This window comes from Streptomyces sp. NPDC048001 (assembly GCF_043203115.1).
GTDB classification, from domain to species: Bacteria; Actinomycetota; Actinomycetes; order Streptomycetales; family Streptomycetaceae; genus Streptomyces; species Streptomyces sanyensis.
Map to the genome: position 1 here is coordinate 373,137 of NZ_JBIDBN010000004.1, position 23,978 is coordinate 397,114.

Consider the following 23,978-nt stretch of genomic DNA (forward strand, 5'->3'; position numbering starts at 1 on the left):
TTTATGTCACCCCGATGGAACCCCGATCCCGATGTACGCACGGGCCGTCACGTCGTCCACAACCTTCACGTTCATTTGGTTTTTGTCACGAAGTACCGGCGCAAGGCCATGACTGACGCCATGCTGACGCGGTGCGAGGAGATCATGCGCGAGGTGTGCGCGGACTTCGAGGCCGAGCTGAAGCAGTTCAACGGCGAGGACGACCACGTGCACCTCCTGGTGCACTACCCGCCCAAGGTCCAGCTCTCCAAGCTGGTCAACTCCCTCAAGGGGGTGTCCGCCCGGATGCTGCGCAAGGAGTACGACAGCCACGTCCGGCGGCACCTGTGGGGCGGACACTTCTGGTCCGGCTCCTACTTCGCCGGAAGCTGCGGCGGCGCACCGCCGACCGCGGTCAAGCAGTACATCGAGAACCAGAAGCGGCCTGTCTGACCGTCATGGCGGAGGCGCAGCGAACTCCGGCGCTTCGCGCCTGCGCGTCAAGGATGACCTTCACCCCCGCCCTGAAGGGCGGAGCACTGGCCAAGATCAGAGGTAGACGGCGTCCCCGCCGGAGATGAGCGTGGACAGGGTGCCGGGTGTGCGCTCGACGCGCAGGGCGCCGGCGTTCCTCCCGGCCCGGCGCTCGATACGGGCGAGCTCCGCCGTGGTGACGGTGCTGTCCGCGACGACGACCAGGGTTCCGGTGGCCTCGTCGACGTGCCAGGCGGTGCCCGCCACATCGGCACCGAGCACGGCCTCCCCGGCGGCCGCGAGCCGGTCGGCGCTGTAGGTGCGGGCCTCCTCGGCGCCGGCAGCGGCGGTGGGGAGGAGCAGCGCGGCGGCTGCGGCCAGGCCGGTGGACAGGGCCACGAGGCGGCGGTGTCTGGAGGCGGTGCGGGGGGTGGTGCGCGTGATCCTCACGGTCGTTCCTCCCGAGGGGAAAGGGGGCCCCTTCGTGGGGCCGGGCCCGGTGAGGCGCAGTCAGGAGGCGCTCAGGGCGTCCGTGTTCCGGCCGGGCCGTGCTCCCGACAGGCGCTGGTCGGGAGTATTCGCGCCGTCAACCCGCGCTACAAGGGCGCCTTTCGGCCGCCGCGCGCACCCATCCGGTACCGGGCCGAGGGACCGCCCCACCGCCGGGAGGGACCGGGGCCGGGGACCGGTCGGGGTGGCCGCACCGGCCCCTGAGCTCCCGTCAGGACCGTCCTCCGCAGGGCCCGCGGGCACTCACCGGGGCCGCGGGGCGGCACGGTCCGGCCCTTCCGGACAAGACGGTCCTCCCGGAGTCGGGCGGCGTATCGGGGGCATCGTAGCGACAGGGGCGTTCACCCGTACGCCCTGGCCGTCACCCGTCTGGTCCGACTTTTATATTTTGATCCCCTCATGCCCCCTGCACAGGAAGAACCTTGACGAATCGCCACATCCTCTGCACCAGTACCGTCACGAATCCCCTGCGCGGCGGCTATCCACTTGGCGCGCGATCCGCATGATGGACGACCATAGGGGTGCGGATACGACAGAGACCGCAGTGGGACCACTGCATCAGCGGAAGGAGGCGTCCATGGGTTCGGTACGCAAGGCGAGCGCCTGGCTGGGACTCGTCGAGGACAACGACGGGCGTTACTACGACGACGAGTACGCCGAGGGTGCGGAGACCGGTGACGCCTGGGTCACCGACCCCCGTGTGCGTGTGGCCTCCGAATCCGCCCAGGAGGAGGGCCGCCGGATCGCGACGGTCTCCCCTGACGGCTTCCGCGACGCCCGGGGCATCGGCGAGCTGTTCCGCGACGGCGTGCCCGTGATCGTGAACCTGACGGCGATGGAGCCGGGCGACGCCAAGCGCGTGGTGGACTTCGCCGCCGGGCTCGCCTTCGGGCTGCGCGGCTCGATCGAGCGCGTGGCGCAGCGGGTGTTCCTGCTGACCCCCGCCGACACCCGGATCGTCACCGGGGACCCCGCCGGCCGCTCGCAGGACGGCTTCTTCAACCAGAGCTGAGCGGTCCCCCCGCGCCCGGCCCCGCCGGCCGGCCCGCCGAGGCGGCCCGGCGAGGCGGGGTCCCCCCGGCCCGGGGCCGGCGGGCGCACCACGCCCCCGCGGCGACGGTGCCCGCGCTGCCGCACCGCCCGGGCACCCCCGGCACGAGAACGGCCCTCCGCCCGTCGACGCCCCGGGGCCGGCGGCGCGCCGATCCGCCGGGGACCGCGGGACGGCGCTCAGCGGAAGGCGTCGAGGCCGGTCAGCGCCTTGCCCAGCACCAGTTGGTGCATCTCGACCGTGCCCTCGTAGGTGAGCACCGACTCCAGGTTCGTGGCGTGGCGCATCACGGGGTACTCCAGCGAGATCCCGTTGGCCCCGAGGACGGTGCGCGCCGTGCGGCAGATCTCGATGGCCTCGCGCACGTTGTTGAGCTTGCCGAAGCTGACCTGCTCCGGGCGGAGCGTACCGGCGTCCATCCGCCGGCCCAGGTGGTGCGCGAGCAGGATGCCCTTGTGGAGTTCGAGGGCCATGTCGGCGAGCTTCGCCTGGGTGAGCTGGAAGCCGCCGATGGGGCGCCCGAACTGCTCGCGGCTGCGGGCGTACTCCCGCGCCGCCTCGAAACTGGCGCGGGCGGCGCCCATCGCGCCCCAGACGATGCCGTAGCGCGCGTGGTTGAGGCAGCTGAGCGGGCCGCGCAGCCCGCTGACCCCGGGGAGCACGGCGTCGGCGGGCAGGCGCACGTCGTCCATGACCAGTTCGCTGGTGACCGAGGCCCGCAGCGACCACTTGTGCCGGATCTCGGGGGCGGAGAACCCGGGCGTGTCCGTGGGGACGGCGAAGCCGCGGATGCCGTCGTCCGTCTGCGCCCAGACGACCGCCACCCCGGCGGCCGATCCGTTGGTGATCCACATCTTGCGCCCGGTGAGCACCCAGTCCCCGCCGTCGCGCTTGGCGTAGGTCCGCATTCCGGCGGGGTCGGAGCCGTGGTCGGGTTCGGTGAGGCCGAAGCAGCCGATGGTCTCGCCCGCGGCCATCCCCGGCAGCCAGCGCTGCTTCTGCTCCTCGGAGCCGTAGCGGTGGATCGCGTACATGGCGAGCGAGCCCTGTACGGAGACGAGGGAGCGGATGCCCGAGTCGGCGGCCTCCAGCTCCAGGCAGGCGAGGCCGTACTGGACCGCGGTGGCACCGGCGCACCCGTAGCCGTCGAGGGACATCCCGAGGGCACCGAGGGAGCCGAGTTCCCGGGCGAGGTCGCGCAGGGGGAGTTCGCCGCGCTCGTACCAGTCGGCGATCTCCGGCAGGACGCGGTCGGCGGCCCAGGAGCGGACGGTGTCGCGGACCGCCAGGTCCTCGGGCCCGAGCAGGTCGTCGATGCCGAGCGGGTCGACCGGGTCGAAGGAGGGGCGCTTCGCGGGTGCGGACAAGGGATGCCTCCGGCGGCTCTCGCACGGTGCCCGCCGCGCAGCGGCCGGGCGGTGGTGACGGTGTCGTCGACAGCAGGAAAACCTGCAGTGCTCATGACCGCGTTCGACGGTACGGCTCAGTGCGCCGCCCGTCCAGACCCGGCTGCTTCGGCGCGCTCGTGGCCGCGGTTCCTGCCGGGATCGGCGGGTCGGGGCACGGTGGGCGCGGCGTCGACCGGCGGCGCGGTCGCGGTGCCCGCCGTGTGGGCGGGGCCTGCCGGGGGCTCTCCGGAGCCGGGGCGGCGCGTCGCCGGGAGCACGGGTTCGGCCCGGTGCGGGGCGTCCGGGCCCTGCGGGCCGGGCCCGTGGTGGGCGCCGTGCGCCGCGAGCGCCTCCATCCGCCGGGGCAGGCGCAGCGCGGCGGCGGCGCCGAGCAGCAGCAGGCCCGCGCTCACCACCAGGGCGAGGTGCAGCCCGCCGACGAAGGAGGTGCGGGCGGTGGTGCGTAGCAGTTCGCCGGCCTCCCCGCCGAGCCGGTCGGCCACCTGGTACGCCTCGCCCAGGGAGTGCGAGGCGGCGGAGCCCGCCGCGGCGGGCACGCCTTCCAGCGCGGCCACCCGGGGCCCGTAGGCCGCGTTCATCACGCTGCCGAGCAGGGCGATGCCCATCCCCGCGCCGAGTTGGTAGGAGGTCTCGCCGATGGCGGCCGCCCCGCCGGCCTGCTCGGGCGGGGCCTCGCTCAGCATCGACTCGTAGGCGCCGAAGAGGGTGGTCTGCAGCCCGAAGCCGAGCAGCACGAAGCCGGCGGTGAGCAGCAGGGGGCGGTCGTGCTGGCCCATCAGCAGGAGCAGCAGCACCGCGGCGGCGGTGAGGACGAAGCCCCAGCCGACCATGCGGCGCGGGCCGAGCCGGCGCAGCGTGAAGGAGCCGGTGGCGCCGGCGGCCATGGCGGCGAAGGTGAGGGGCAGCAGGCGCAGCCCCGTCTCCAGCGGGGTGAGGCCGAGGACGAGCTGGAGGTACTGGACGGCGATCAGCTCAAGGCCGACCAGGGCCAGCATGGCCAGGACGATGCAGCCCACCGAGGTGGAGAACGCGGCCCGCGCGAACATGCGCATGTCGATCAGAGGGTGCGGCCGCCGCTTCTGGCGCCGCACGAAGAGCGCGAGCAGGACGCATCCGGCGCCCACGCTGAGCGCGGCGGCGGGGTCCAGGAGGGCCGCGCCGGCGCCGAGCCGCTTCACCCCGAGGACCACGCCGAGCACACCCCCGGCCGCGGCCAGTGCGCCGACCACGTCCCAGGGCCCGTCGGATCCGCCGCGCGACTCGGGCAGCAGCCACCGGCCGACGGGCAGCACGAGGGCCATCAGCGGGATGTTGATCAGGAAGACCGAGCCCCAGTGGAAGTTCTCGACCAGGAAGCCTCCGAGCACGGGCCCGGTGGCGGCGCCCACGGCGGCCACGGCGGTCCAGATGCCGATGGCGGTGGCCCGTTCGGCCCGGTCGGGGAAGACCGCCCGCAGGATCGACAGGGTGGCGGGCATGATCATGGCGCCGCCCACGCCGAGCAGGACACGCGCGGCGATCAGCACCTCGGGAGTGGGGGCGAAGGCGGCGACGGCGGAGGCGAGCCCGAACACCGCATAGCCGATCAGCAGCAGTCTGCGGCGCCCGACGCGGTCGCCGAGCGTGCCGAACATGATCAGCAGGGAGGCGCAGACCAGCGGGTAGGCGTCGACGATCCACAGCAGTTCGACGCCGCTGGGGCGGAGGTCCTCGGTGACGGCGGGGACCGCGACATGGAGCACCGTCGCGTCGAGGGCGACCAGGAGGAGGCTGACGCACAGGACGACGAGGACGACCCAGCGGTTGGCACCGCCGCCGACGGCGCGCAGGCGTGCCCCGGCCGTGGTCGTCACGGTCATGTACGAACCTCCCGTAGATTCCTCGCGCTCGGCGGACCGGCCGGGGACGGTGCCGTCGGGTCCCGCGGGCGGCCCGGCATCGACGGGCGAGTGAGCGCCAGCGTACGCGAGTTCCCGCGCAGTGCGCGTGGTCGATCTCTCACCGCCGCGCCGCCCCCGTGTGGCGTACGCCACTCGCCTGCCCCGGGTGCGGCGGATCATGGGCGGCCGTGAACGCGGCGCGAACGGCGTCCGTAATGACGGTGAACCCCCGCCCGGGCGCCCCGGAAAGAGCCCTCCGGAAAACCCGGACGAATTTCCCCGGCAGCGCTTCGGCCTATTTTCGGAACGGCTCGAATTCGAGTGGATCAGAGACGAACTCCACATCACGTAGGCATCACGAATGGGGTGGATCGACCGGACCACCCGCTCACTCGCTGTAACGTCGATTGGGTGCGTACCGACATCTTTGCCCGGCTGGACCGGGAGCCGGAACCGCCGAAGATAGAGATCCCGCGGATGAGCCGCACGCGTCTCGCCCTCTTCGGCGGGACCTCGGCGTTCTACGCGGCCATCGTCGTCGCCGTGCTGGCGTCGACGTGGCTCGTGGCCCTCGACTGGAAGGTCATGCTCTTCCGGCCGTTCGAGCAGTGGCCGCAGCCGCATGCGTTCCTCGACTACTTCGTGGTCCTCGGTCAGCGCGGCCCCACGGCCGTGATGGTCGCGGCGTGGCTGGGCTGGCGCTCCTGGCGGCAGCACACGCTCCGGCCGCTGCTGGCCCTCGGCGCGGCACTGCTGCTACTCAACGTCACCGTGGGCGCGGTCAAGATCGGACTGGGCCGGCTGGGCCCCCACTACGCGACGGAGATCGGCTCGGCCGAGCTCTTCGCCGGCGGCGATATATTTCCCTCCGGCCACACCGCCAACGCGGTCGTGACCTGGGGAATCCTCGCCTACCTGGCGACCACCCCGCGGGCCCGGAGATATCTCTCGGCGCTGTCGGCGGTGGTCTCCCTGGGCGTGGGCCTGACGACCGTCTACATCGGCACCCACTGGCTGAGCGACGTGCTGCTGGGCTGGGCGGCGGGGCTGCTGATCCTTCTGGGGCTGCCCTGGTGCGAGCCGGTCATCGCCCGCGCCGAGGTCTGGCTGCTCGGGCTCCGGGACCGCTGGCGCGCCCGCCGGGCGCCGGAGCCGCCCCTGCCGGTCGCGGCGGGCGCTCCGCGGCCGGACCCGGTCCCGCAGCGCGAGCTGGTGTCGCAGGTGGAGAGCGGTGCGGCGGCGCAGGAGCACGCGCCCCGGCACGCCGGTGCCCGGTCGGGCGGCGCCTCCCGCACGGCGACCCACACCCCCGTGGCGGCCCCCGTGCGCCCGCACCCGGGGCGCTCGGAGCGCTCCCCGGTCTCGCCCACCGGCAGCAGGCGCCCGCCGCACTCGCGGCCGCTGCCGGGCGCCTGAGCGCCCGGCACGGCGGGCGAGGAGCGCGCCGAGGGCCCCGGAGCGGCTGCTCCGGGGCCCTCGGCGCGCCCGCCCCGTTCCACGGCCGCCCGCCGGGCTCAGCCCTTCCAGCAGCGGATCACGGTGCCGTCGCGCACCTCGAAGTTGAGACGGCCCTCCAGGTACTCCATGGTGATGATCGCGCCGGGAGGCAGTGCACGGACCGTCGTCCAGCCGCGCCGGCGCGCGAGCCGCTCGGCCTCCTCGGCGCCGAGGCCGACGTAGGAGTCGGGGGCGTCGTCGGGCTGTTCCCGGTGGGTCGGTATCGGTGCCATGGCTTCCACGGTAGGGGCCGACGGGCGGTCGCGGAAGCTCGGAATGTGATCTTCCGCATCGCGCCCGGATACCTTCGCGGTCACGCTTCTGTCACAGGATCCCGACAGCGGCCGAGACCTGCGTCACTCGAACTGCTTCACCCGAACGGGCAATACCGGGCGGCTCCGCGGATAGCGGTCCGGTAATTCACGGGACCCGGAAAACGCAATGCGCACAGGCGGCGGGAAACGTCACTCGACGACACCCGTCACCCCGGCGGGGAGAATGGGCGGCACCACTGCCGCTTTCACCGTTCCCCCACAACTCCGCCATCGGTTCCGTCCACTCGCCCCGCCTCCGCGCGCCCTCCCGTGCGCCCGCCGCCCCCCTGGCCCGCGGCGAGCGCCCGGGAGAGCCGGTCCCGCAGGGAGCGCAGATACCCCGTCAGCTCGGCCGGCTCCACCACCTCGAAGTCGACGCCCAGCAGCAGCACGTGGACCACCAGCGCGTCCAGGCCGTCCGCACCGGTCCGCAGCAGGCAGGTGCGGTCGTCGACCGCCTCCAGCACACCGTCGGACGGCCCGGCGAAGCCCGCCGCCTCCTCCGCCGAGCAGTGCAGCCGGACCACCGCGCGCGCCGGGTAGGCCCGGACGGCGACCCCCTGGGAGACATAGGCGGCGAGATCCCCGGAGGGCGGGGTGCGCGGGGCGAAGCGGGGCCCGTGCGGCGGCCTGGGGGTGAGCCGGTCCACGCGCAGGGTGCGCCAGTCCCGGCGGTCGGTGTCCCAGGCCACCAGGTACCAGCGCCGCTCCGTGCACACCAGGCGGTGGGGCTCCAGGGTGCGCCGGGTCGGCACTCCGCGGTGGTCCCGGTACTCGCAGCGCAGCACCTCCGCGTCGCGGCAGGCATGGGCGAGCTCCGTCAGCACCGCCGGGTCCACGGACGGCCCCCGGTGGGCGCGGAGCATGGGCACGGTGACGTCGTTGAGCGCGCCCACGCGCCGGCGGAGCCTGCCGGGCAGCACCTGCTCCAGCTTCGCCAGGGCCCGCACCGAGGCCTCCCCGATGCCCTCGACGCCCTGGCCGGCCGCCGTGCGCAGCCCGACGGCCACGGCGACGGCCTCCTCGTCGTCGAGCAGGAGCGGGGGCAGCTCCGCACCGGCGCCGAGCCGGTATCCGCCACCGGTGCCGGGGCTCGCCTCGACGGGGTAGCCCAGTTCGCGCAGGCGGTCGACATCGCGGCGGACGGTGCGGGAGGTCACCCCGAGCCGGGCGGCGAGGTCGGCACCGGACCACTCGCGGTGGGCCTGCAGAAGGGACAGCAGGCGCAGCAGTCGTGCCGAGGTCTCCAGCATGGGCCCGAGTCTCGCACTCCGTGCGGACGGCGCCGGCCCGCACGGCCCGTCCGGCGCCCGGACCCCCGGCGGGCTCCGCACGGCGGCCCCGGCGCGGGGTCCCCGGCGTGCACCGGGCGGACGCCGGGCCCCCGGCGCCGGGGCGCTCAGCGCCGGGCGCCCCGCAGGCGGTCCGCCACCGCGTACCGCAGGGCGTACCCGGCGTCGTAGAGCGCGCTGCGCCCCCGGTGGACGGCCTCGCGCACGGCGCCGCCGGAACGCCCGTGCGCCCCGGCGGCGACGAGTTCGGCGCACAGCGCCTCGTGGGTCCGGGCGATGCTCGCCGGATCGAAGCGGGCCGAGGCCGCGCGGGCCGCCCGCCCCGCCCGGCTCCGCAGCCCCTCGTCCTCGATCAGCTCCAGCAGGGCCCCCGCGAAGGCGTCGCTGTCCCCGACGGGCACCAGCCGCCCGTCCACACCGTCCTCGATGATCTCGCGGGGGCCGAGCGGGCAGTCGGTGGCGACCACCGGCAGGCCGCAGCGCATCGCCTCGACGATGCTCATCCCGAAGGACTCGCGCTCCGAGGTGACGGCGGCGAGCGAGCCCTTGGCCCACTCCCGGTCCATCGGCTGCGCGGTGCCCATGAGGAACACGTGCTCCGCGAGCCCGCGGCGGTCGATCAGCTCGCGCAGGGCGTCCTTCTCGTTCCCGGTGGCGTCCCCGCTGCCGTAGATGCGCAGCCGCCAGTCGGGGCGGACCGCGACCACCTTGGCGAAGGCCTCGACCAGCACGTCGTAGCGCTTGACCCGGGTCAGCCGCCCGGCGGCGACCACACAGCGGGCCGCGGGGTCGGCCGGTCCCGCGGCGGGCTCGGGAACGCTGTTCGGCAGCGCCTCGATCCGGACGCCGGGCAGCCGCAGACGCTCCCGGTAGTCCCGGGCGTCGGCCTCGGTGACGGTGGTGACGGCGTCGAGCATGGTGTAGCGGTGCCCGATCTCGCGCCGGAGGCGGTAGCCGTGGCTGTCGAGCGTCAGGTGCTCCTGGCCGATGCGGACGACGCCCCGGGGAGCCTGCCGGGCGATGTGGACGTTGAGCCCGGGCCGGGTGCCGATCACCACGTCGGCCCGCAGCGCCGCCAGGTGCGCGGCGATCCGCGCGTCGGTCAGCCTGCTGTACTGCCGGTGGCGCCCGTCGCCGCGCGGGAAGACCCGGGCGGGCCTGCGGGCCAGCGGGTCGTCGCCGTCGTAGCCGGGGCTCTTCTTCCGCAGGTCGACCAGGTGCCGCAGCGCGACCCCGGACGGCGCGCCCATCGTCGGCTCGTCGCGGTGGCGGAAGACCGAGACGATCTCGACCTCGTGGCGCTCGGCGAGGGCCTGGGCGAGGTTGAAGGTCGTGCGGATCGTCCCGCCGATGCCGTACGCGTTGTGCAGCAGAAACGACATGCGCATACGGCGCCGCTGCCTCCCGTTCCCTTTACCCGTGGCCGCTCCCCCGGCGGGGAGCCCGTCCGTGAGGAGCGTACTCGCCGGTCAGGGCCGGTACGGAAGCTGGGGCACGGTGAAGCAGTCGCGGGTCATGTCCCGCCCCTGGTCCACCCAGCCGCGTCCGTCCTGCCAGCGGGCCACGGACAGGCAGGTGCGCCGCGTCGCCGGCGGTTCGGCGAGTCGCTCGAAAGAGACCGGGAGCAGCAGCCCCCCGGCGGTGTAGGGGGCGGACTCCCGCACGGCGCGGTCCACGCAGGCCCGCGTCGGGTCGCGGTCGCAGGAGGCGGCCGCGTCGGCGAACCACCGGGCGGCGGCCCAGCCCTCCAGCTGCCACTGGGACAGCGGACCGGCCGAGGCGCCGTGGCGGCGCATCCCCTCGCGGAACTCCGCCACGGCCGGGTGCGCGGACTCGTCGTGGTTGCGGCTGGACCCGGTGGCCCACAGCGCGTTGCGGCAGCGGGGCGCGTCCGCGTAGTCGTCGGCCACCGCGTCGTTCCAGTTCTGCACGTTGGTGACCTTGGCGGTGAACTCCGCCCCCGCGGCGTCCAGCGCCCGGCACAGGCGGACGTTGCCGTGCGTGTCCAGGGCGTCGAAGACGAGGTCGGCGCCGCTGCGGGCGATGTCGGCGGCGGCCGCGCGGAAGTTGGGCAGGGCGAAGTCCACCTGCTCGCGGACGACGGTGTAGCCCTCCTCCTCCAGCCCCCGCGCCATCAGCCGGGCGTACGCGGCGGAGGCGGCCTGGTTGTAGGACACCACGGCCGCGGTACGGGCGCCCTGCTCCTCGCGGAACCACCGGTAGACCTCCGTGCCGCCGTAGAGCGTGCCGTCCCAGCCCGGGGACCGGCCGGTGCGGGGGGCCGCGCTGCCGTAGATGCCGTAGAGGTGCGGATAGGTGTCGTACGCGGGCCCGAGGGGCTGCCCTCCGATGTCCGGCACCCCCGCCCGGGCCACCCGGGCGGCCCCCGCGTAGTCGAACGCGGTGGTGGCGACGAGGGCGACCACCTCGTCCTCGTCCACGAGCCGCTGCACGCACGCGGTGTTGCCGGGGCCGCTGCCCCCGTCGTCGCAGCCGACCACCTCCACGGGGCGGCCGTGGATGCCGCCCCGGGCGTTCAGGGCCGCGAAGTAGGCCCGGGCGCCCTCCCCGGGCGCGTCGAAGGCGCCGCCCCCGACCGGGCTGGTGGAGCTGGCGATGACGCCGACGCGGATCGGTTCCCCCTCCGCCGGGGCGCCGGACGCGGTGGGGCGGGGGAAGTCGGCCTCGGGCAGCCGGCTGCCGCACGCGGCGACCGCCGCGAGGAGACCCGCGGCGAGCAGCGCGCCCGCGGTGCGCGCCCGACGGCGCCGAACCGCGCGGCGGGCGGGCGTGCGCCCCGGCGGCGGGCCCGTGCCGCCCCCGCTCGCCGCGCGGGCGCCGCACGCGCGGGCACGCCGTGCACCGCGGGCCATGACCCGGTCCTCCGGCGGTCACCCGGCCGGCTCAGCAGCCCGGCACGGACGGGGCGTCGTTGCTCAGGGAGACCAGCCCGCACAGGGCCTTCTGGGAGACCTTCCAGACGCCGTCCTCCTCGACCGCGGTGCCCAGGGTGTCGGGCAGCACCACGACGCCGTCCACCAGGAGGTCGTAGGTGACCTCGGCCTCGGTCGGCGAGGTGAACTCCACCCCGGTGACCTCCGCTCCGACGGCCGCCGCGTTCTGGTCGCCGGAGAACGCGGCCAGCGCGGGCCTCAGTTCCTCGCCGTTCTCCAGGACGGCGACCTTCTGCTCGGTCGTCGTGGAGGGGTCGAAGAACACGTCCCAGCTCTCCTCGATCTGGTCCTCGGCCGCCGCCGGGTCCGCCGGTCCCGCGCCCTCGGTGGGCGAGGCCGGGGAGGTGGCGGCCGGCGTCGGCGAGGTGGCGGAGCCGGAGTCGGAGTCGTCGGAGCACCCGACGGCCAGCGGCCCGAGGACGAGGACCGCCGCAGCCGCCCAGACCGCCCCGCGGGAGTGCCTTGTGTGAGCCATCGCGATCACCACCGGTTCTCGGCTTCCAGCGTCCGCCGCTTCGGGGCATAGTGCAAGAAAGGAGGCATCGCGATGCCGACGTCCCGACTGCTGTGGTGGGGTGCCCTCGCAGCCCTGGCCTGCGGCATCCTGCTGTGCGTACTCGGCTGGTACGGGGTCTCGGGCGAGCGTGCCGCCGAGCGGCAGCTCCCGTACCTCGCCTCCTCCACGGTGCCGGGGGCCGCGCTGCTCGTGGTGGGCGCCGTCCTGGCCGTGGGGTCGGTGCGCGAGGCCCGTGAGGAGGCGGCCGGGCAGGATGCCGAGGGGCCGCGGGACCGGGCGGGGCCGCCCGTTCCGGCGGCGCCGTGGGAGGCGGGGGCGCACGACCCGGCGGCCGCCGTCTCCGAGGAGCCGCCGGTCCGGGTCCCGGGTGGCCGGCTCGCCCACCGGCCGGACTGCCCGCTGGTCGCGGGCAGGCCCGTCGAGCCGGCAGAACCCGCCGCGGGGCCCGCGGGGGCTGCGGAGGACGGCGGGGGGAGCGGGGAGCCCCCGCAGGCGGGCGGCGACGGCGCACCGGTCCCCTGCCCGGTCTGCGAACCGTGGACGCGGCCGTGGCCTCGCTGACCTACGACCTGACCCTCGCCGGACTCGCCGTCGGCAGCGCCGCCGCGCTCACCGGCATCGGACTGGTCGTCACCTACCGGACCACCGGGGTGCTCAACCTCGCCCACGGCGCCGTGGCGATGGTGTGCGCCTTCGTGCTGCGCCAGTTCACCGTCGGCTGGGGCTGGCCGCTCGCCGCGGGGGCGGCCGTCACCCTGCTGGTGGTGGCGCCGGGCATCGGCCTCCTCCTCGACCGGGCCGTCTTCCGCCCGCTGTCCGCGCCCTCCCCCGACCCCGCGCGGACCCTTGTCGCCTCGATCGGCGTGTTCGTCCTGCTGGTGGGCGCCGCGGCCGTGCTGTGGGGCACCGGTGCGCGGACCGACGCCCCCGTGCTCGTGTCGGACGAGCCCTGGGCCCAGGTGGCGGCCGCCGTGCTGCTGGCCGCGGCGGTCGCGACCGCCGTCCGCCGGACCGGGTTCGGACGGCAGGTGCGCGCGGTCGTGGACGACCGGGAGCTGGCCGGGCTGGGGGGTGTGGACGCGGACCGGGTCGCGGCCGCGGGCTGGGCCTTCGGCTCGTTCACGGCCGGGCTCACCGGTGTCCTGCTCGCCCCCTACCTGCGGCTCGACCCCTTCGGACTGCCCCTGCTGGTGGTCGAGGTGCTCGCGGTCGCCGTCATCGCGCGGATGCGCAGCCTCGCGGTCGCCGTGGCCGCGGCCCTGGCCATCGGTGTGGCGCAGGCGCAGCTGACCCGCCTGCACCCCGGGGGCGAGGCCGGGACCCTGGTGCAGGCGCTGGGGGCGAATCTGTTCGTGGTGGCCCTGCTGGTCGCCGCGCTGGTGCTGCCGGGACCCGGCGGGGCGGGCGGCTGGGTCGGCCGGGCGGCCGCCCCGCCGGTGCGGATCCCCCGGGGGGTCGTCCTCGCGGCGGCCGTGCTGCTCCTGCTGCCGCTGGGCCTGGCGGGAGACGACCTGAGCACCGCCGTCCAGGTCCCGGCCCTCGCCGTCGCCCTGCTGTCCCTGGTGGTCGTGACCGGGCGGGGCGGTCAGATCTCCCTGTGCCAGGCGGCGTTCGCGGGGCTCGGCGCCCTGGGCACCGCCGTGCTGGCCGCGGGCCGCTTCCCCGGGCTGCCCGCCCTGCCCGGGCTCCTCGCGCCGGCGGCGGCGGTGCTGCTGGTCGTGCCCCTCGGTCTGCTCACCGGGTGGCCCGCGATCCGCCGCCACGGCCTGGCGGTGGCACTGGCGACCCTCGCCGTGGGCGTGGCGGTCAGCCGGTTCGTGCTCGACCAGCCCTATGCGACGGCGGGACTGACGGTGTCCCGGCCGGCCGGCCTGGCGGCCGACCGCGCGTACTACGCGGTCGAACTCGCCGTGCTGGCCTGTGCCCTGGCGGCCGTCGCCGCGCTGCGCCGGGGCCGGGCGGGGCGCACCCTGGCCGCCCTGCGCGACCACGAGGCGGGGGCGGAGGCGGCGGGGGTCGCCGTCCGCCCCCTGAAACTCCTGGTGTTCACGGCGGGGGCGGCACTGGCCGCCCTCGGGGGCGGGCTCCTCGTCCTGGGGACGGGGGCCTTCGACCCGGCGGCCTTCGACCCGGTCCGCAGCCTGCTGTGGTTCGCGGCCGTGTTCGTGCTCGGCGCCGACAACCCGCTGTCGCCGCTGATCGCGGCGGTGCTCCTGGTCGGCCTGGACGCGGGGACGCAGGCGGGGGTGGCGGCCGTGGTGGTGGGCCTGCTGGCCGCCTTCTCCGGCGTGCTGCCCCCGTGGTCGGCCGTGCGGAAGCGGCTCGTGGCGGGCCCGGGCCGCGCCCCGCGCCACGCGCCGGCGCACCGGGAGTCGGGAGCGGCGGTCGGCGGTACGGACGGACGCGCCCCCGCGCGCTCCGGGACGGCCCCGCGTTCCGGGGCACCCGCCCGGGCCGTGCCGCCCGCGGCCGGTCCGCTCCCCGCCACGGGCGGTCTGGCCGCCCACGGGGTGCGGATGTCCTACGACGGCCTCCCGGTGCTGCTCGGGGTGGACCTGCGGGTGCCCCCCGCCCGTGTCACCGCCCTCGTCGGGGCGAACGGCGCCGGGAAGAGCACGCTGTTCGACTGCCTGTGCGGAACGCTGCGGCCCGACGCGGGCCGCGTCGAACTCGACGGGGCGGACCTCACGCGCAGCCCCGCGCACACCCGCTCCCGGCTCGGCGTCGCGCGCACCTTCCAGCAGCCCGCCGTGTTCGGCTCGCTGACGGTCGAGGAGAACGTCCGGGTCGGTGCCGAGCACGGCCCGGGCGGCGGCCCCGGTACCGAGGCCGCCCTGCGGCTGCTCGGACTCGCCGGCCCCGTGCGCGCGCTTCCCGCGGCGGGGCTGCCGACGGGCGTGCTGCGCCGGGTCGAGCTGGCCCGCGCCCTCGCCTCCGGCCCGCACACGCTGCTGCTGGACGAGCCTGCCGCGGGCCTGGACCCCGTGGAGGCCGGGGCCCTGGCCGGGCTGCTCGCGGCCCTCGCCGCCGACGGCACCGCGGTGCTGGTGGTCGAGCACGACCTCGATCTGGTGGAGCGGATCGCCGACGCGGTGGCCGTGCTGGAGGGCGGGAGGATCCTGCGGTGACGGCGGCCATGCAGGCGCTCGACGTACGGGTCCGCTACGGGCCCCTGGAGGCGCTGCACGGCGTCGGCCTGACGGTCCCCTCCGGTGCCGTCACGGTGCTCCTCGGGCGCAACGGCTCGGGGCGCACCACGCTGCTGCGGGTGCTGGCGGGGACCGTGCGCCCGACCGAGGGGACGGTGCTGCTCCGGGGCCGCGACGTGACCGCGCTGGCCGCCCACCGCCGGGCGCGTGCCGGGGTGCTGCTGGTGCCGGAGGCGCCCGCGGTGCACGCCGGTCTGACGGTGCGCGACAACCTGGAGCTCGTGCGCCCCGGCGCCGACCAGGGCCCGGCCCTGCGGGCCTACCCCGCCCTGGAGCGGCTGCTCGACCGCCGCGCGGCCACCTTGTCGGGGGGTGAGCGGCGGATGCTCGCGGTGGGCCGGGCCCTGCTCTCGCCTGCCGGGGTCCTGCTCCTCGACGAACCGGTCGTCGGCATGGCGCCCGGGGCGGCGGCCTCGACGTACCGGCTGCTGAGCGAGCGGGCGGCCGCGGGGGCGGCCGTGGTCCTCGCCGAGCAGCGGCTGCCCGGCGCACTGGCCCGGGACACGGGACCCGCGGTCGTGGTGGCGGTGCTGCGCCGGGGGGCGGTGGTGTTCCGCGGGGAGGCGGCGGAGGTCGGCTGAGGGGCGCACCCGGGTCGGGGGCGGCACGGCGGCGGCGCGGCCCGGGCCGTACGGCCGCCGTGCCCGGATTTCGTTCCCCCCGGGCGCGTGACCCCCGCCGTGCGTCGCCCGTTGACCCTTTACGAGCCGGGACCCGCCCGGCGCACCCGATCAAGTCCGAGGAGCCCCCCGTGCCGCGCATGCTCGACGTCAGCGAGGACGTACGTGCCGAGATCGGCGACGAAGAGGCCGAGCGGCTGCTCGCCGGCCACAACGCACCCGGCAGCTACGACTGCACCTCCTGCCGCACCCCGGGCGACTCCGAGCAGGAGCGCACCAGCACGGTGCTGTTCGTCGGCGAGGAGACCGCCGTCCTGGCGTTCGCCCACGCCACCTGCATCCCCTCCCAGGTCGTCCACGTGGCGGAGGACCAGTTGCAGGGGGCCGTCCGTTCCATCACCGGCGAGGAGCCGCAGATCCCGGGGGCCGCTCCGCAGCAGGCCGTGCTCGGCGTCACCAGCGGCCTCGTCCTGATCGGCGGGGAGCTGCACCCGGCGCTCGTCGTCGAGCCCACGGCGCCCATCGCCCGCCCGGGCACCGCGGGCAACGGCGGGGACGACTTCCTGCCGCTGCTCATCGAGCACGGCTTCCAGCCCGTCATCGACGTCAACCAGGTCCCGGCCCAGCTTCCGGGCTGGTCCGTGCTGGTGGCCATGGGCCAGCTGCACGCCGTGCTCCAGCCCGCCGCGGGCGGTGGCAGCCCGGTCGCCTGGTGGCAGGCGCACCAGCCGCTCCAGGTCACCGACGGCTGGCGCACGGCGGCCAACAAGACGCAGAACGTGCTGGTCTTCGCGGCCCCGGTGGGCTCGATCGGCCAGCAGCCGCGCGAGGACCTGCTCCGCGATGCCCTGGAGAAGGCGGCCGCGAACGGGCGCCTGGTGGCGGCGACCATGCCGCTGGCCGGTACCTGAGGCCCCCGGACCGGCGGGAGCCGGTCCGCTCCGCGCCGGGCGCCCCGCCGGGGCGGCCGCCGCTCGCGCCGGTGCGGGCGCGGGCCCCGGTCCGGGCGGTGCCGGGAGCCCCCTCCCTCCCGGTGCCGCCCGCCGGCGTGCGCCCGGGCACCGCCCCCGACGGTCCTGCGAGGCGGTGGCCTGGGGCTTCGCCATGCCGCGGAACAGGGCGGGGCGCCGACCGCATCCGCGGGGCCGTCCCGTCGTTGCACGTACGTGCACACATACGACCCAGCCCGCCAGCCGTACCAGAGCCAGATCCCCTCGATGCGCCCCGTCCGTGACGGTTCGTCCGGTATGTCGCCGACGCCGATCTACGACGCGCTCTACTCGGAGTACCTGAGAGCCTTCAGGACGCTCCCGGGCGACCGCAGCGGCGAGGAGCACATCGGGTTCCGGGCGTTCGGAACCACCGGACTGCACAGCACCCGGTCCGGGCCGACCGGCCCGGGCCACCAGCAGGGCCACTGGCAGCCGTACCACCAGGTGGTACGGCCCCCGGGCGGCTACCAGCCCGCCGCGCTGCCCCCCGCCCCCCGCCGGGGGGTGTGAGCGGGCAGCGCTCCGACCACCCGGGCGCGGGACGGCCACCGCCCGGGTGCCCGGGACCGCCGCGGCGGTCCCGGGCACCCGGGCGGCGACCTGTCAGCGCGTCACTTCTTGCGGCCGCGCTTCTCGCGCACCCGGACGGAGATGTGCAGGGGCGTGCCCTCGAAGCCGAACTCCTCGCGCAGCCTGCGCTCCACGAAGCGGCGGTAGCCGTGCTCCAGGAAACCCGAGGCGAAGAGCACGAAGCGGGGCGGCTTGGTGCCCGCCTGCGTACCGAAGAGGATGCGGGGCTGCTTGCCGCCCCGGATCGGGTGCGGGTGGGCGGCGACCAGCTCGCCCAGGAAGGAGTTCAGCCGACCGGTGGGGACGCGGGTCTCCCAGCCGGCGAGGGCCGTCTCGATGGCCGGGACGAGCTTCTCCATGTGGCGGCCGGTACGCGCCGAGACGTTGACCCGGGGGGCCCAGGCGACCTGGCCCAGCTCGGTCTCGATCTCGCGCTCCAGGTAGTAGCGCCGCTCCTCGTCGAGGGTGTCCCACTTGTTGTAGGCGATGACCATGGCACGGCCCGCCTCCACGGCCATGGTGATGATGCGCTGGTCCTGCACGCTGATGCTCTCGCCCGCGTCGATCAGGACGACGGCGACCTCGGCCTTCTCGACGGCGGCCGCGGTGCGCAGCGAGGCGTAGTAGTCGGCGCCCTCCTGGAGGTGGACCCGGCGGCGGATGCCCGCGGTGTCGACGAACTTCCAGGTGGTCCCGCCGAGTTCGATGAGCTCGTCCACCGGGTCGCGGGTGGTGCCGGCGAGTTCGTTGACCACCACGCGCTCCTCGCGGGCGACCTTGTTGAGCAGCGAGGACTTGCCGACGTTCGGGCGGCCGATCAGGGCGATGCGGCGCGGACCGCCGACGGGGGTGCCGAAGGTCTGCGCCGGGGCGTCGGGCAGGGCCTCCAGCACCGCGTCGAGCATGTCGCCGGTGCCGCGGCCGTGGAGCGCGGAGACCGGGTGCGGCTCACCGAGGCCGAGGGACCACAGGGCGGTGGCGTCGGCCTCGCCGCTGGGCCCGTCGACCTTGTTGGCGCAGAGCACCACAGGCTTGCCGGCCCGGCGCAGCAGCTTCACGACGGCCTCGTCGGTGTCGGTGGCCCCCACGGTGGCGTCGACGACGAAGACGACCGCGTCGGCGGCCTCGATGGCGTACTCGGCCTGCGCGGCGACGGAGGCGTCGATGCCGAGGACGTCCTGCTCCCAGCCGCCGGTGTCGACGACCTTGAAGCGGCGGCCCGCCCACTCGGCCTCGTAGGTGACGCGGTCGCGGGTGACGCCCGGCCGGTCCTCCACGACCGCTTCACGGCGGCCGATCACACGGTTCACCAGGGTCGACTTGCCGACGTTGGGGCGGCCGACGATGGCGAGGACGGGGAGCGGGCCGTGGCCGGCCTCCTCGATCGCGCCCTCGACGTCCTCGACGTCGAAGCCCTCTTCCGCGGCGAGCTCCATGAACTCCGCGTACTCGGCGTCGCCGAGTGCTCCGTGGTCGTGCTGGTCGTTCATGAAGTCCGTTCCTCGTTCGTCACCAGGCCGCGTCGGGCGGCCCGTCACTCGGGTCAAGTCTCGCTCAGCGCCCGGTCAGGCGCCTGGCGTTTTCCAGGTGGGAGGTGAGCCGCTCCTGGATGAGCGCGGTCGCCTCGTCGAGCGCCCTGCGCGTGCGGCGGCCGCTGCCGTCGCCCGCGGCGAAGGGGTCGCCGAAGACGAGGTCGACGCGGCTGCGCAGCGGCGGGAGCTGCGGCACCAGACGGCCCCGGCGGTCCGTGCTGCCCAGCACCGCGACGGGCACGATCGGGGCACCGCTGCGGACGGCGAAGTACGCCAGCCCGGCCCGGAGCGAGGCGAAGTCGCCCTCGCCCCGGGTGCCCTCGGGGAAGATCCCGAGGACCCCGCCGCGCTCCAGGATGCCGAGGGCGCTGCCTATCGCCGTGCGGTCGGCCGCCGTCCGGTCCACGGGCACCTGGCCGATACCGGACAGGAAGGACCCCAGGGGCCCGACGAAGGCCTCCTTCTTGATCAGGAAGTGCACGGGGCGCGGCGCGGTGCCCATGAGCATCGGGCCGTCGATGTTGTGCGCGTGGTTGACGGCGAGGATCACGGGCCCCTCGGCCGGTACGCGCCAGGCGCCCAGCACGCGGGGGCGCCACAGGCCCCGCATGAGGCCTATGCCGATCCGTCTGCCGGCGGCCGCGCCCTTCAGGGAGGGAGCGGTCACCGGGCGGCCGTCCGCTCCCCGGCCCCCGGCAGCGCGTCGCGGCGCTCCTCGACCAGGGCCACCACGCGCTCCACCACCTGCTGGAGGGTGAGCTCGGTCGTGTCGACCTCCACCGCGTCGTCGGCCTTGGCCAGCGGGGAGGTCTTGCGGCCGGAGTCGGCCGCGTCCCGGGCGACCAGCGCGGCGCGCGTGGCGGCCACGTCCGAGCCCTTGATCTCGCCGCTGCGCCGGGCCGCGCGGGCCTCCGGCGAGGCGGTGAGGAAGATCTTCAGGTCGGCGTCGGGCAGCACGGTGGTGCCGATGTCCCGCCCCTCCACGACGATGCCCCGCGCGGCCGCCGCGGCGATGGAGCGCTGCAGCCCGGTGATCACCTCCCGCACCTCGGGCACCGCGCTGACGGCGCTGACCTTGGAGGTGACCTCCTGGGTGCGGATGGGCCCGGAGGCGTCGACGCCGTCGACGGTGATGGCGGGGGCGGCCGGGTCGGTGCCGGACTCGATCACGGGCTTGCCCGCGGCGCTCGCGATCGCGAGCGGGTCGGCGGTGTCGATCCCGTTGGACAGCATCCACCAGGTGATGGCGCGGTACTGGGCGCCGGTGTCCAGGTAGCTGAGCCCGAGGGCCGAGGCGACGGCCTTCGAGGTGCTCGACTTGCCCGTGCCGGAGGGGCCGTCGATGGCGACGATCACGGATTCCACGGTGTCGGACACCTTTCAGGTCTGCGGGAGGGCCGGCGGCGGGGCCGCCGGGGGCACAGCACAAGGTTACCGAGTGCCGGAGGTCCCTCCTGCACGCGGAGTGGGCCCCCGGAGCCCGGGGCTCCGGGGGCGGCGGCGCGGGGCGCCGCGCGCTACGGGCGCAGCGCCCAGCCGCGCTCCCGCAGGGCGGCTCCGAGGACCTGGGCCGCGGCGGGTTCCACCATCAGCTGCACCACGCCCGCCTGCTGCCCGGTGGCGTGCTCGATGCGGACGTCCTCGATGTTCACGCCGATCCGGCCGGCATCGGCGAAGATCCGCGCCAGCTCGCCGGGCTGGTCGCTGATCAGCACCGCGACGGTCTCGTACGCCGCCGGGGCGGCGCCGTGCTTGCCGGGGACCCGGGCGCGGCCGGCGTTGCCGCGGCGCAGCACGCCCTCCACGCCCCGGGCCGCGCCGCGGCGCTCGGTGGCGTCCCCGGTGTGCAGGGCGCGCAGCGCCCGCACGGTCTCGTCCAGGTCGGCGGCGACCTCGGCGAGCACGTCGGCGACCGGGCCGGGGTTGGCGGCGAGGATGTCGACCCACATCCGCGGGTCGGAGGCCGCGATCCGGGTGACGTCCCGGATGCCCTGGCCGCAGAGCCGGACGGCGGTGTCGTCCGCCGCCTCCAGGCGCGCGGCCACCAGCGAGGACACCAGCTGAGGGGTGTGCGAGACGAGGGCGACGGCCCGGTCGTGGGCGTCGGCGTCCATGACGACCGGCACGGCCCGGCACAGGGCCACCAGTTCCAGGGCGAGGTTGAGCACCTCGGTGTCCGTGCCGGGGGTCGGGGTGAGCACCCAGGGCCGTCCCTCGAAGAGGTCCGCGGTGGCGGCGAGGGGGCCCGAGGTCTCCTTGCCGGACATCGGGTGCGTGCCGATGTAGGCGGACAGGTCGACGCCGAGCCGCTCCAGCTCGCGGCGCGGACCGCCCTTGACGCTGGCGACGTCGAGGTAGCCCCGGGCCCGTCCGGCCTTCATCGCCTCGGCGAGGGCGGCGGCGGTGTGGGCGGGCGGGACGGCCACCACGGCCAGGTCCACGGGGCCCTCCGGCGCCTCGTCGGTGCCGGCGCCGAGCGCGGCGGCGGTGCGGGCCTGTGCCGCGTCGTGGTCGACGAGGTGGACCCGGACGCCCCGGCCCGCGAGGGCGAGCGCGGCCGAGGTGCCGATCAGTCCGGTTCCGATGACGAGCGCGGTTCTCACGGGTGGGCGTCCTAGGGATGCGGGCGGGTGCGGGCGGGTGGCGCCGTCGGTGGGGCGGCGGGCCCGCGCTCAGCGTACGGGCTGCCCCGCGCGCCCGCCGGTCCCGCCCGGGCCCGTCCCGCGGTCCGCCGGGCGGTGGGCCGCCGCTGGCGCGCCTGCGCCGGGGGCGGCCGGCGGCGGGGGATGCTCGGAGCCGGTGCAGGCGGACACGAGGGAGTCACGGCATGGGCGCGCAGCGCAGAGCGGTCCTGGCGGCGGGCGCGGCGGCCGCCGTCTCGCTGGCGGCGGGCTGCGGGGACGGAGACGGCGGGACCCCGGAGCCCACCGGGTCCCCCGCCGGGACGCCCACCTCCCCCACGCCCTCCGACGGCGCCTCGGGCTCCGCCACGGCGCCCCCGGCCGGCGAGGAGCTCACCGCCGCCTCCGAGGTCCCGGTCGGCGGCGGAGTCGTCCTGGCGGACCAGGAGGTGGTGGTCACCCAGCCGCAGGAGGGGGAGTTCCGCGCCTTCTCGGCGATCTGCACGCACCAGGGCTGCACGGTGGCATCGGTCGGCGACGGGCTGATCGCCTGCCCCTGCCACGGCAGCAGGTTCCGTGTCGCGGACGGCTCCGTGGCGGTGGGTCCGGCGACCCGGCCGCTGCCGCCGAAGCAGATCACGGTCTCCGGGGACTCCGTCCGCCTGGTCTGAGCGGCCCACCCGGGGCGGCTTCGCACGGCGCCGGGGGGTCCGTACAGCTCCCGCCCGGGGCGGTGGAGGCCCGCCCGGTGATGCGCTCCCCGATGAGCCGGTGGGTCGCGTCCTTCTCGCCTTCCGGCAGTCCGTGGAAGCGCAGGGTGCCGGGCTCGCCGGGGCGGTGCCCGGCTGCCCCGGTGGCGAGGTCGACGGTGAGGGTGCCGCCGCCCGGGGAGGGCGGCCCGGCCCGCGGGGCGGCCGTCGACGAGCTTGGAGGCCGCCCGGACGGGGCGGGGTGCCGGGGTGGACCCGCTTGACGGGCAGCGTGTCCGGTTCGACGGCACGGGCGCGGCTGCGGAAGGCTGGCCCGGAGGGACTTCGGGCAGGTCACGGGCCGGCTCCCGGCCGCGCGGCGGGGCGGCGTAGCCTCGGGCCGTGAACACCGCGTCCCCTCCCGGCCCGCAGGACCCCGCAGCCCTCGTGCTCGACCACACCGTGTACGCCTGTGTGACGGGATCGCGGGCCTTCGGGCTGGCCACCGAGGACAGTGACACGGACCGCCGCGGCGTGTTCCTCGCTCCGGCACCGCTGTACTGGGCCTTCGACAAACCGCCCACCCATGTCGAGGGCCCTGCCGAGGAGCAGTTCTCCTGGGAGCTGGAGCGCTTCCTGGCACTGGCTCTGCGCGCCAACCCGAACGTGCTGGAGTGCCTCCACTCCCCCCTCGTCGAGCACGTCGACGACATCGGGCGCGAACTGCTCTTCCTGCGCGGGGCCTTCCTCTCCCGGCAGGCGCACGCCACCTTCGTCCGCTACGCGCACGGGCAGCGCCGGAAGCTGGAGGCGGATCTGCGCACCCGCGGGGCGCCCCGCTGGAAGCACGCCATGCACCTGGTGCGGCTCCTGGCCTCCTGCCGGGACCTGCTGCGCACGGGCAGGCTGGTGGTCGAGGTGGGCGAGGAGCGGGAGGCGCTGCTCGCGGTCAAGCGGGGCGAGGTCCCCTGGGAGCGGGTGGCCGCCTGGATGGCCCGGCTGGCCGACGAGGCGGACGCGGCCCTGTCCGGCACCCCGCTGCCCGCGGAGCCCGATCTGGCCCGGGTCGAGGACTTCCTCTTCCGGGCCCGGCGCGCCTCAGCCGAGTCGTACGCGGACCAGCAGGTCGTGCAGCGCCGCTCCGGCTGAGGGCTGCCCGGGGAGGCGGGTCGCGGCCTGCGCCGCGTCGAGCACGGTGTGCAGGTGCTCGACCTCGGACCGGACCGCCTCGGTGTCCAGGCCCGCCTCCGCCACGCCGTGCTCGGCCGCCTCCTTGGCGGCGATCAGCTCGGGCAGGCGCCCGGGCGCCTCGGCGACCTCGCCGTGGAGGGTGGGCAGATGGGCCTCCACCCGGCCGCTGCGCAGGAGGTGGATGCCGGTGAGCAGGGCGCGGTAGGTGTAGAGCAGCGGCTTGAGCTCCCCCGTCCTGCCGAACAGGCGCCACTGGGTGGTGGCGAACCCCCGGTAGTGGTGGGCGTGGTGGGAGGTCAGCACGCCGGGGGCGTGGGAGGCGAGTTCCCGGTGCGTCTCGCCGGTGCGGACGACGAGCGGGGAGAGCAGCTGCTCCAGCACATAGCCGTTCCGCCGCAGCAGCAGCCGGACGAACTTGCGCAGGTCGTGGGTGACCAGGTCGAGTTCGGTGCCGTCGGCGTCCCGCATGGCGGTGCGGGTCTCCTCCGGCTCGCGCAGGCCGACGAGGTCGGCGGCGGGCAGGAGGTGTGCGCCGCGCAGGTCCACGTCGGAGTCCCGGGAGGGGAAGCCGTACAGGTGGGCCCCCGAGACGGTCGCGAAGACCAGCGGATGGGGCTCTTCGGCGGTGACGGCGGAGAGGTCGGCGTGGACTCCGGCGCGGCGCAATGCGGTCATCG

At 75.9% G+C, this 23,978-nt stretch carries 23 protein-coding genes; 10 read left to right on the forward strand and 13 right to left on the reverse strand.

The genetic code is table 11. The features are described 5' to 3' along the window. Positions 1 to 3 precede the first annotated feature (3 nt). Positions 4 to 432, forward strand: coding sequence for an IS200/IS605 family transposase (gene tnpA / locus ACGF15_RS10295; protein ID WP_362607755.1), 429 nt, complete (start codon positions 4 to 6; stop codon positions 430 to 432). A gap of 96 nt (positions 433 to 528) precedes the next feature. Here the strand turns inward: tnpA and ACGF15_RS10300 are convergent, their stop codons facing one another. Then, a complete protein-coding gene (locus ACGF15_RS10300; RefSeq protein WP_392797671.1) occupies positions 529 to 903 on the reverse strand; it encodes an alpha-lytic protease prodomain-containing protein in 375 nt (124 codons plus the stop codon). 637 nt (positions 904 to 1,540) lie between these two features. Here ACGF15_RS10300 and ACGF15_RS10305 point away from each other — a divergent pair. Beyond that, on the forward strand, positions 1,541 to 1,975 hold the full coding sequence (locus ACGF15_RS10305; protein WP_256524347.1) for a cell division protein SepF: 435 nt from the start codon (positions 1,541 to 1,543) through the stop codon (positions 1,973 to 1,975). A gap of 218 nt (positions 1,976 to 2,193) precedes the next feature. On the opposite strand, the gene ACGF15_RS10310 is transcribed toward ACGF15_RS10305, so the two are convergent. Beyond that, entirely contained in the window at positions 2,194 to 3,381 is a 1,188-nt protein-coding gene (locus ACGF15_RS10310; protein WP_362607750.1) for an acyl-CoA dehydrogenase family protein, read from the reverse strand. A 116-nt stretch (positions 3,382 to 3,497) separates the two neighbouring features. Further along, a complete protein-coding gene (locus tag ACGF15_RS10315; RefSeq protein ID WP_345616131.1) occupies positions 3,498 to 5,282 on the reverse strand; it encodes an MFS transporter in 1,785 nt (594 codons plus the stop codon). A gap of 432 nt (positions 5,283 to 5,714) precedes the next feature. On the opposite strand from ACGF15_RS10315, the gene ACGF15_RS10320 reads away from it, so the two are divergent. Then, positions 5,715 to 6,719 (forward strand): phosphatase PAP2 family protein, encoded by a 1,005-nt coding sequence (locus ACGF15_RS10320; RefSeq protein WP_345616130.1) that lies wholly within the window; start codon positions 5,715 to 5,717, stop codon positions 6,717 to 6,719. A 98-nt stretch (positions 6,720 to 6,817) separates the two neighbouring features. Here the strand turns inward: ACGF15_RS10320 and ACGF15_RS10325 are convergent, their stop codons facing one another. The 5 genes from ACGF15_RS10325 to ACGF15_RS10345 form a co-directional block, all read right to left on the reverse strand. Beyond that, positions 6,818 to 7,033: an I78 family peptidase inhibitor gene (locus ACGF15_RS10325; protein ID WP_345616129.1), complete on the reverse strand. Its 216-nt coding sequence runs from the start codon at positions 7,031 to 7,033 to the stop codon at positions 6,818 to 6,820. 287 nt (positions 7,034 to 7,320) lie between these two features. Next, the gene (locus ACGF15_RS10330) at positions 7,321 to 8,367 is read right to left on the reverse strand and encodes a helix-turn-helix transcriptional regulator (protein ID WP_392797677.1); all 1,047 of its coding nucleotides are present in this window, start codon (positions 8,365 to 8,367) and stop codon (positions 7,321 to 7,323) included. Positions 8,368 to 8,513: 146 nt separating this feature from the next. Continuing rightward, positions 8,514 to 9,794, reverse strand: coding sequence for a glycosyltransferase (locus ACGF15_RS10335; protein WP_392797680.1), 1,281 nt, complete (start codon positions 9,792 to 9,794; stop codon positions 8,514 to 8,516). 81 nt (positions 9,795 to 9,875) lie between these two features. After that, entirely contained in the window at positions 9,876 to 11,279 is a 1,404-nt protein-coding gene (locus ACGF15_RS10340; RefSeq protein WP_392797683.1) for an ABC transporter substrate-binding protein, read from the reverse strand. Between the two features lie 31 nt (positions 11,280 to 11,310). Further along, complete coding sequence (locus ACGF15_RS10345) at positions 11,311 to 11,835, reverse strand: hypothetical protein (RefSeq protein WP_345616126.1); 525 nt, start codon at positions 11,833 to 11,835, stop codon at positions 11,311 to 11,313. Between the two features lie 72 nt (positions 11,836 to 11,907). Between ACGF15_RS10345 and ACGF15_RS10350 the strand changes: the two genes are divergently transcribed. The 5 genes from ACGF15_RS10350 to ACGF15_RS10370 all read left to right on the forward strand — a co-directional run bounded on the left by ACGF15_RS10350 (position 11,908) and on the right by ACGF15_RS10370 (position 17,208). Continuing rightward, the gene (locus ACGF15_RS10350) at positions 11,908 to 12,438 is read left to right on the forward strand and encodes a hypothetical protein (RefSeq protein ID WP_345616125.1); all 531 of its coding nucleotides are present in this window, start codon (positions 11,908 to 11,910) and stop codon (positions 12,436 to 12,438) included. Next, positions 12,426 to 15,005, forward strand: a complete 2,580-nt coding sequence (locus ACGF15_RS10355; RefSeq protein ID WP_392797687.1) for an ATP-binding cassette domain-containing protein — start codon at positions 12,426 to 12,428, stop codon at positions 15,003 to 15,005. Before ACGF15_RS10350 ends, ACGF15_RS10355 begins: the two co-directional genes overlap by 13 nt. Before the next feature lie 8 nt (positions 15,006 to 15,013). Continuing rightward, positions 15,014 to 15,667: an ATP-binding cassette domain-containing protein gene (locus ACGF15_RS10360; protein WP_392797745.1), complete on the forward strand. Its 654-nt coding sequence runs from the start codon at positions 15,014 to 15,016 to the stop codon at positions 15,665 to 15,667. 170 nt (positions 15,668 to 15,837) lie between these two features. Continuing rightward, positions 15,838 to 16,617 (forward strand): hypothetical protein, encoded by a 780-nt coding sequence (locus ACGF15_RS10365; protein ID WP_345616123.1) that lies wholly within the window; start codon positions 15,838 to 15,840, stop codon positions 16,615 to 16,617. Positions 16,618 to 16,953: 336 nt separating this feature from the next. Beyond that, positions 16,954 to 17,208: a hypothetical protein gene (locus ACGF15_RS10370; RefSeq protein ID WP_376429114.1), complete on the forward strand. Its 255-nt coding sequence runs from the start codon at positions 16,954 to 16,956 to the stop codon at positions 17,206 to 17,208. Positions 17,209 to 17,309: 101 nt separating this feature from the next. Here ACGF15_RS10370 and der read toward each other — a convergent pair whose 3' ends face one another. From der to ACGF15_RS10390, 4 genes are all read right to left on the reverse strand, one after another. Further along, complete coding sequence (der, locus tag ACGF15_RS10375; protein ID WP_345616121.1) at positions 17,310 to 18,758, reverse strand: ribosome biogenesis GTPase Der; 1,449 nt, start codon at positions 18,756 to 18,758, stop codon at positions 17,310 to 17,312. Positions 18,759 to 18,822: 64 nt separating this feature from the next. Then, complete coding sequence (locus ACGF15_RS10380) at positions 18,823 to 19,410, reverse strand: lysophospholipid acyltransferase family protein (protein WP_345616150.1); 588 nt, start codon at positions 19,408 to 19,410, stop codon at positions 18,823 to 18,825. Positions 19,411 to 19,463: 53 nt separating this feature from the next. Beyond that, positions 19,464 to 20,177 carry a (d)CMP kinase gene (gene cmk / locus ACGF15_RS10385; protein ID WP_345616120.1) on the reverse strand — a complete coding sequence of 238 codons (714 nt, stop codon included), beginning with the start codon at positions 20,175 to 20,177 and terminating at the stop codon, positions 19,464 to 19,466. Positions 20,178 to 20,317: 140 nt separating this feature from the next. Beyond that, on the reverse strand, positions 20,318 to 21,403 hold the full coding sequence (locus tag ACGF15_RS10390; protein ID WP_345616119.1) for a prephenate dehydrogenase: 1,086 nt from the start codon (positions 21,401 to 21,403) through the stop codon (positions 20,318 to 20,320). Between the two features lie 224 nt (positions 21,404 to 21,627). Between ACGF15_RS10390 and ACGF15_RS10395 the strand changes: the two genes are divergently transcribed. Then, complete coding sequence (locus ACGF15_RS10395) at positions 21,628 to 22,092, forward strand: Rieske (2Fe-2S) protein (protein ID WP_392797692.1); 465 nt, start codon at positions 21,628 to 21,630, stop codon at positions 22,090 to 22,092. 420 nt (positions 22,093 to 22,512) lie between these two features. Then, positions 22,513 to 23,259: a DNA polymerase beta superfamily protein gene (locus ACGF15_RS10400; RefSeq protein ID WP_345616117.1), complete on the forward strand. Its 747-nt coding sequence runs from the start codon at positions 22,513 to 22,515 to the stop codon at positions 23,257 to 23,259. Here the strand turns inward: ACGF15_RS10400 and ACGF15_RS10405 are convergent. Next, complete coding sequence (locus tag ACGF15_RS10405; protein WP_362613309.1) at positions 23,209 to 23,976, reverse strand: DNA polymerase beta superfamily protein; 768 nt, start codon at positions 23,974 to 23,976, stop codon at positions 23,209 to 23,211. The genes ACGF15_RS10400 and ACGF15_RS10405 overlap by 51 nt on opposite strands. Between the last annotated feature and the right edge of the window lie 2 nt (positions 23,977 to 23,978).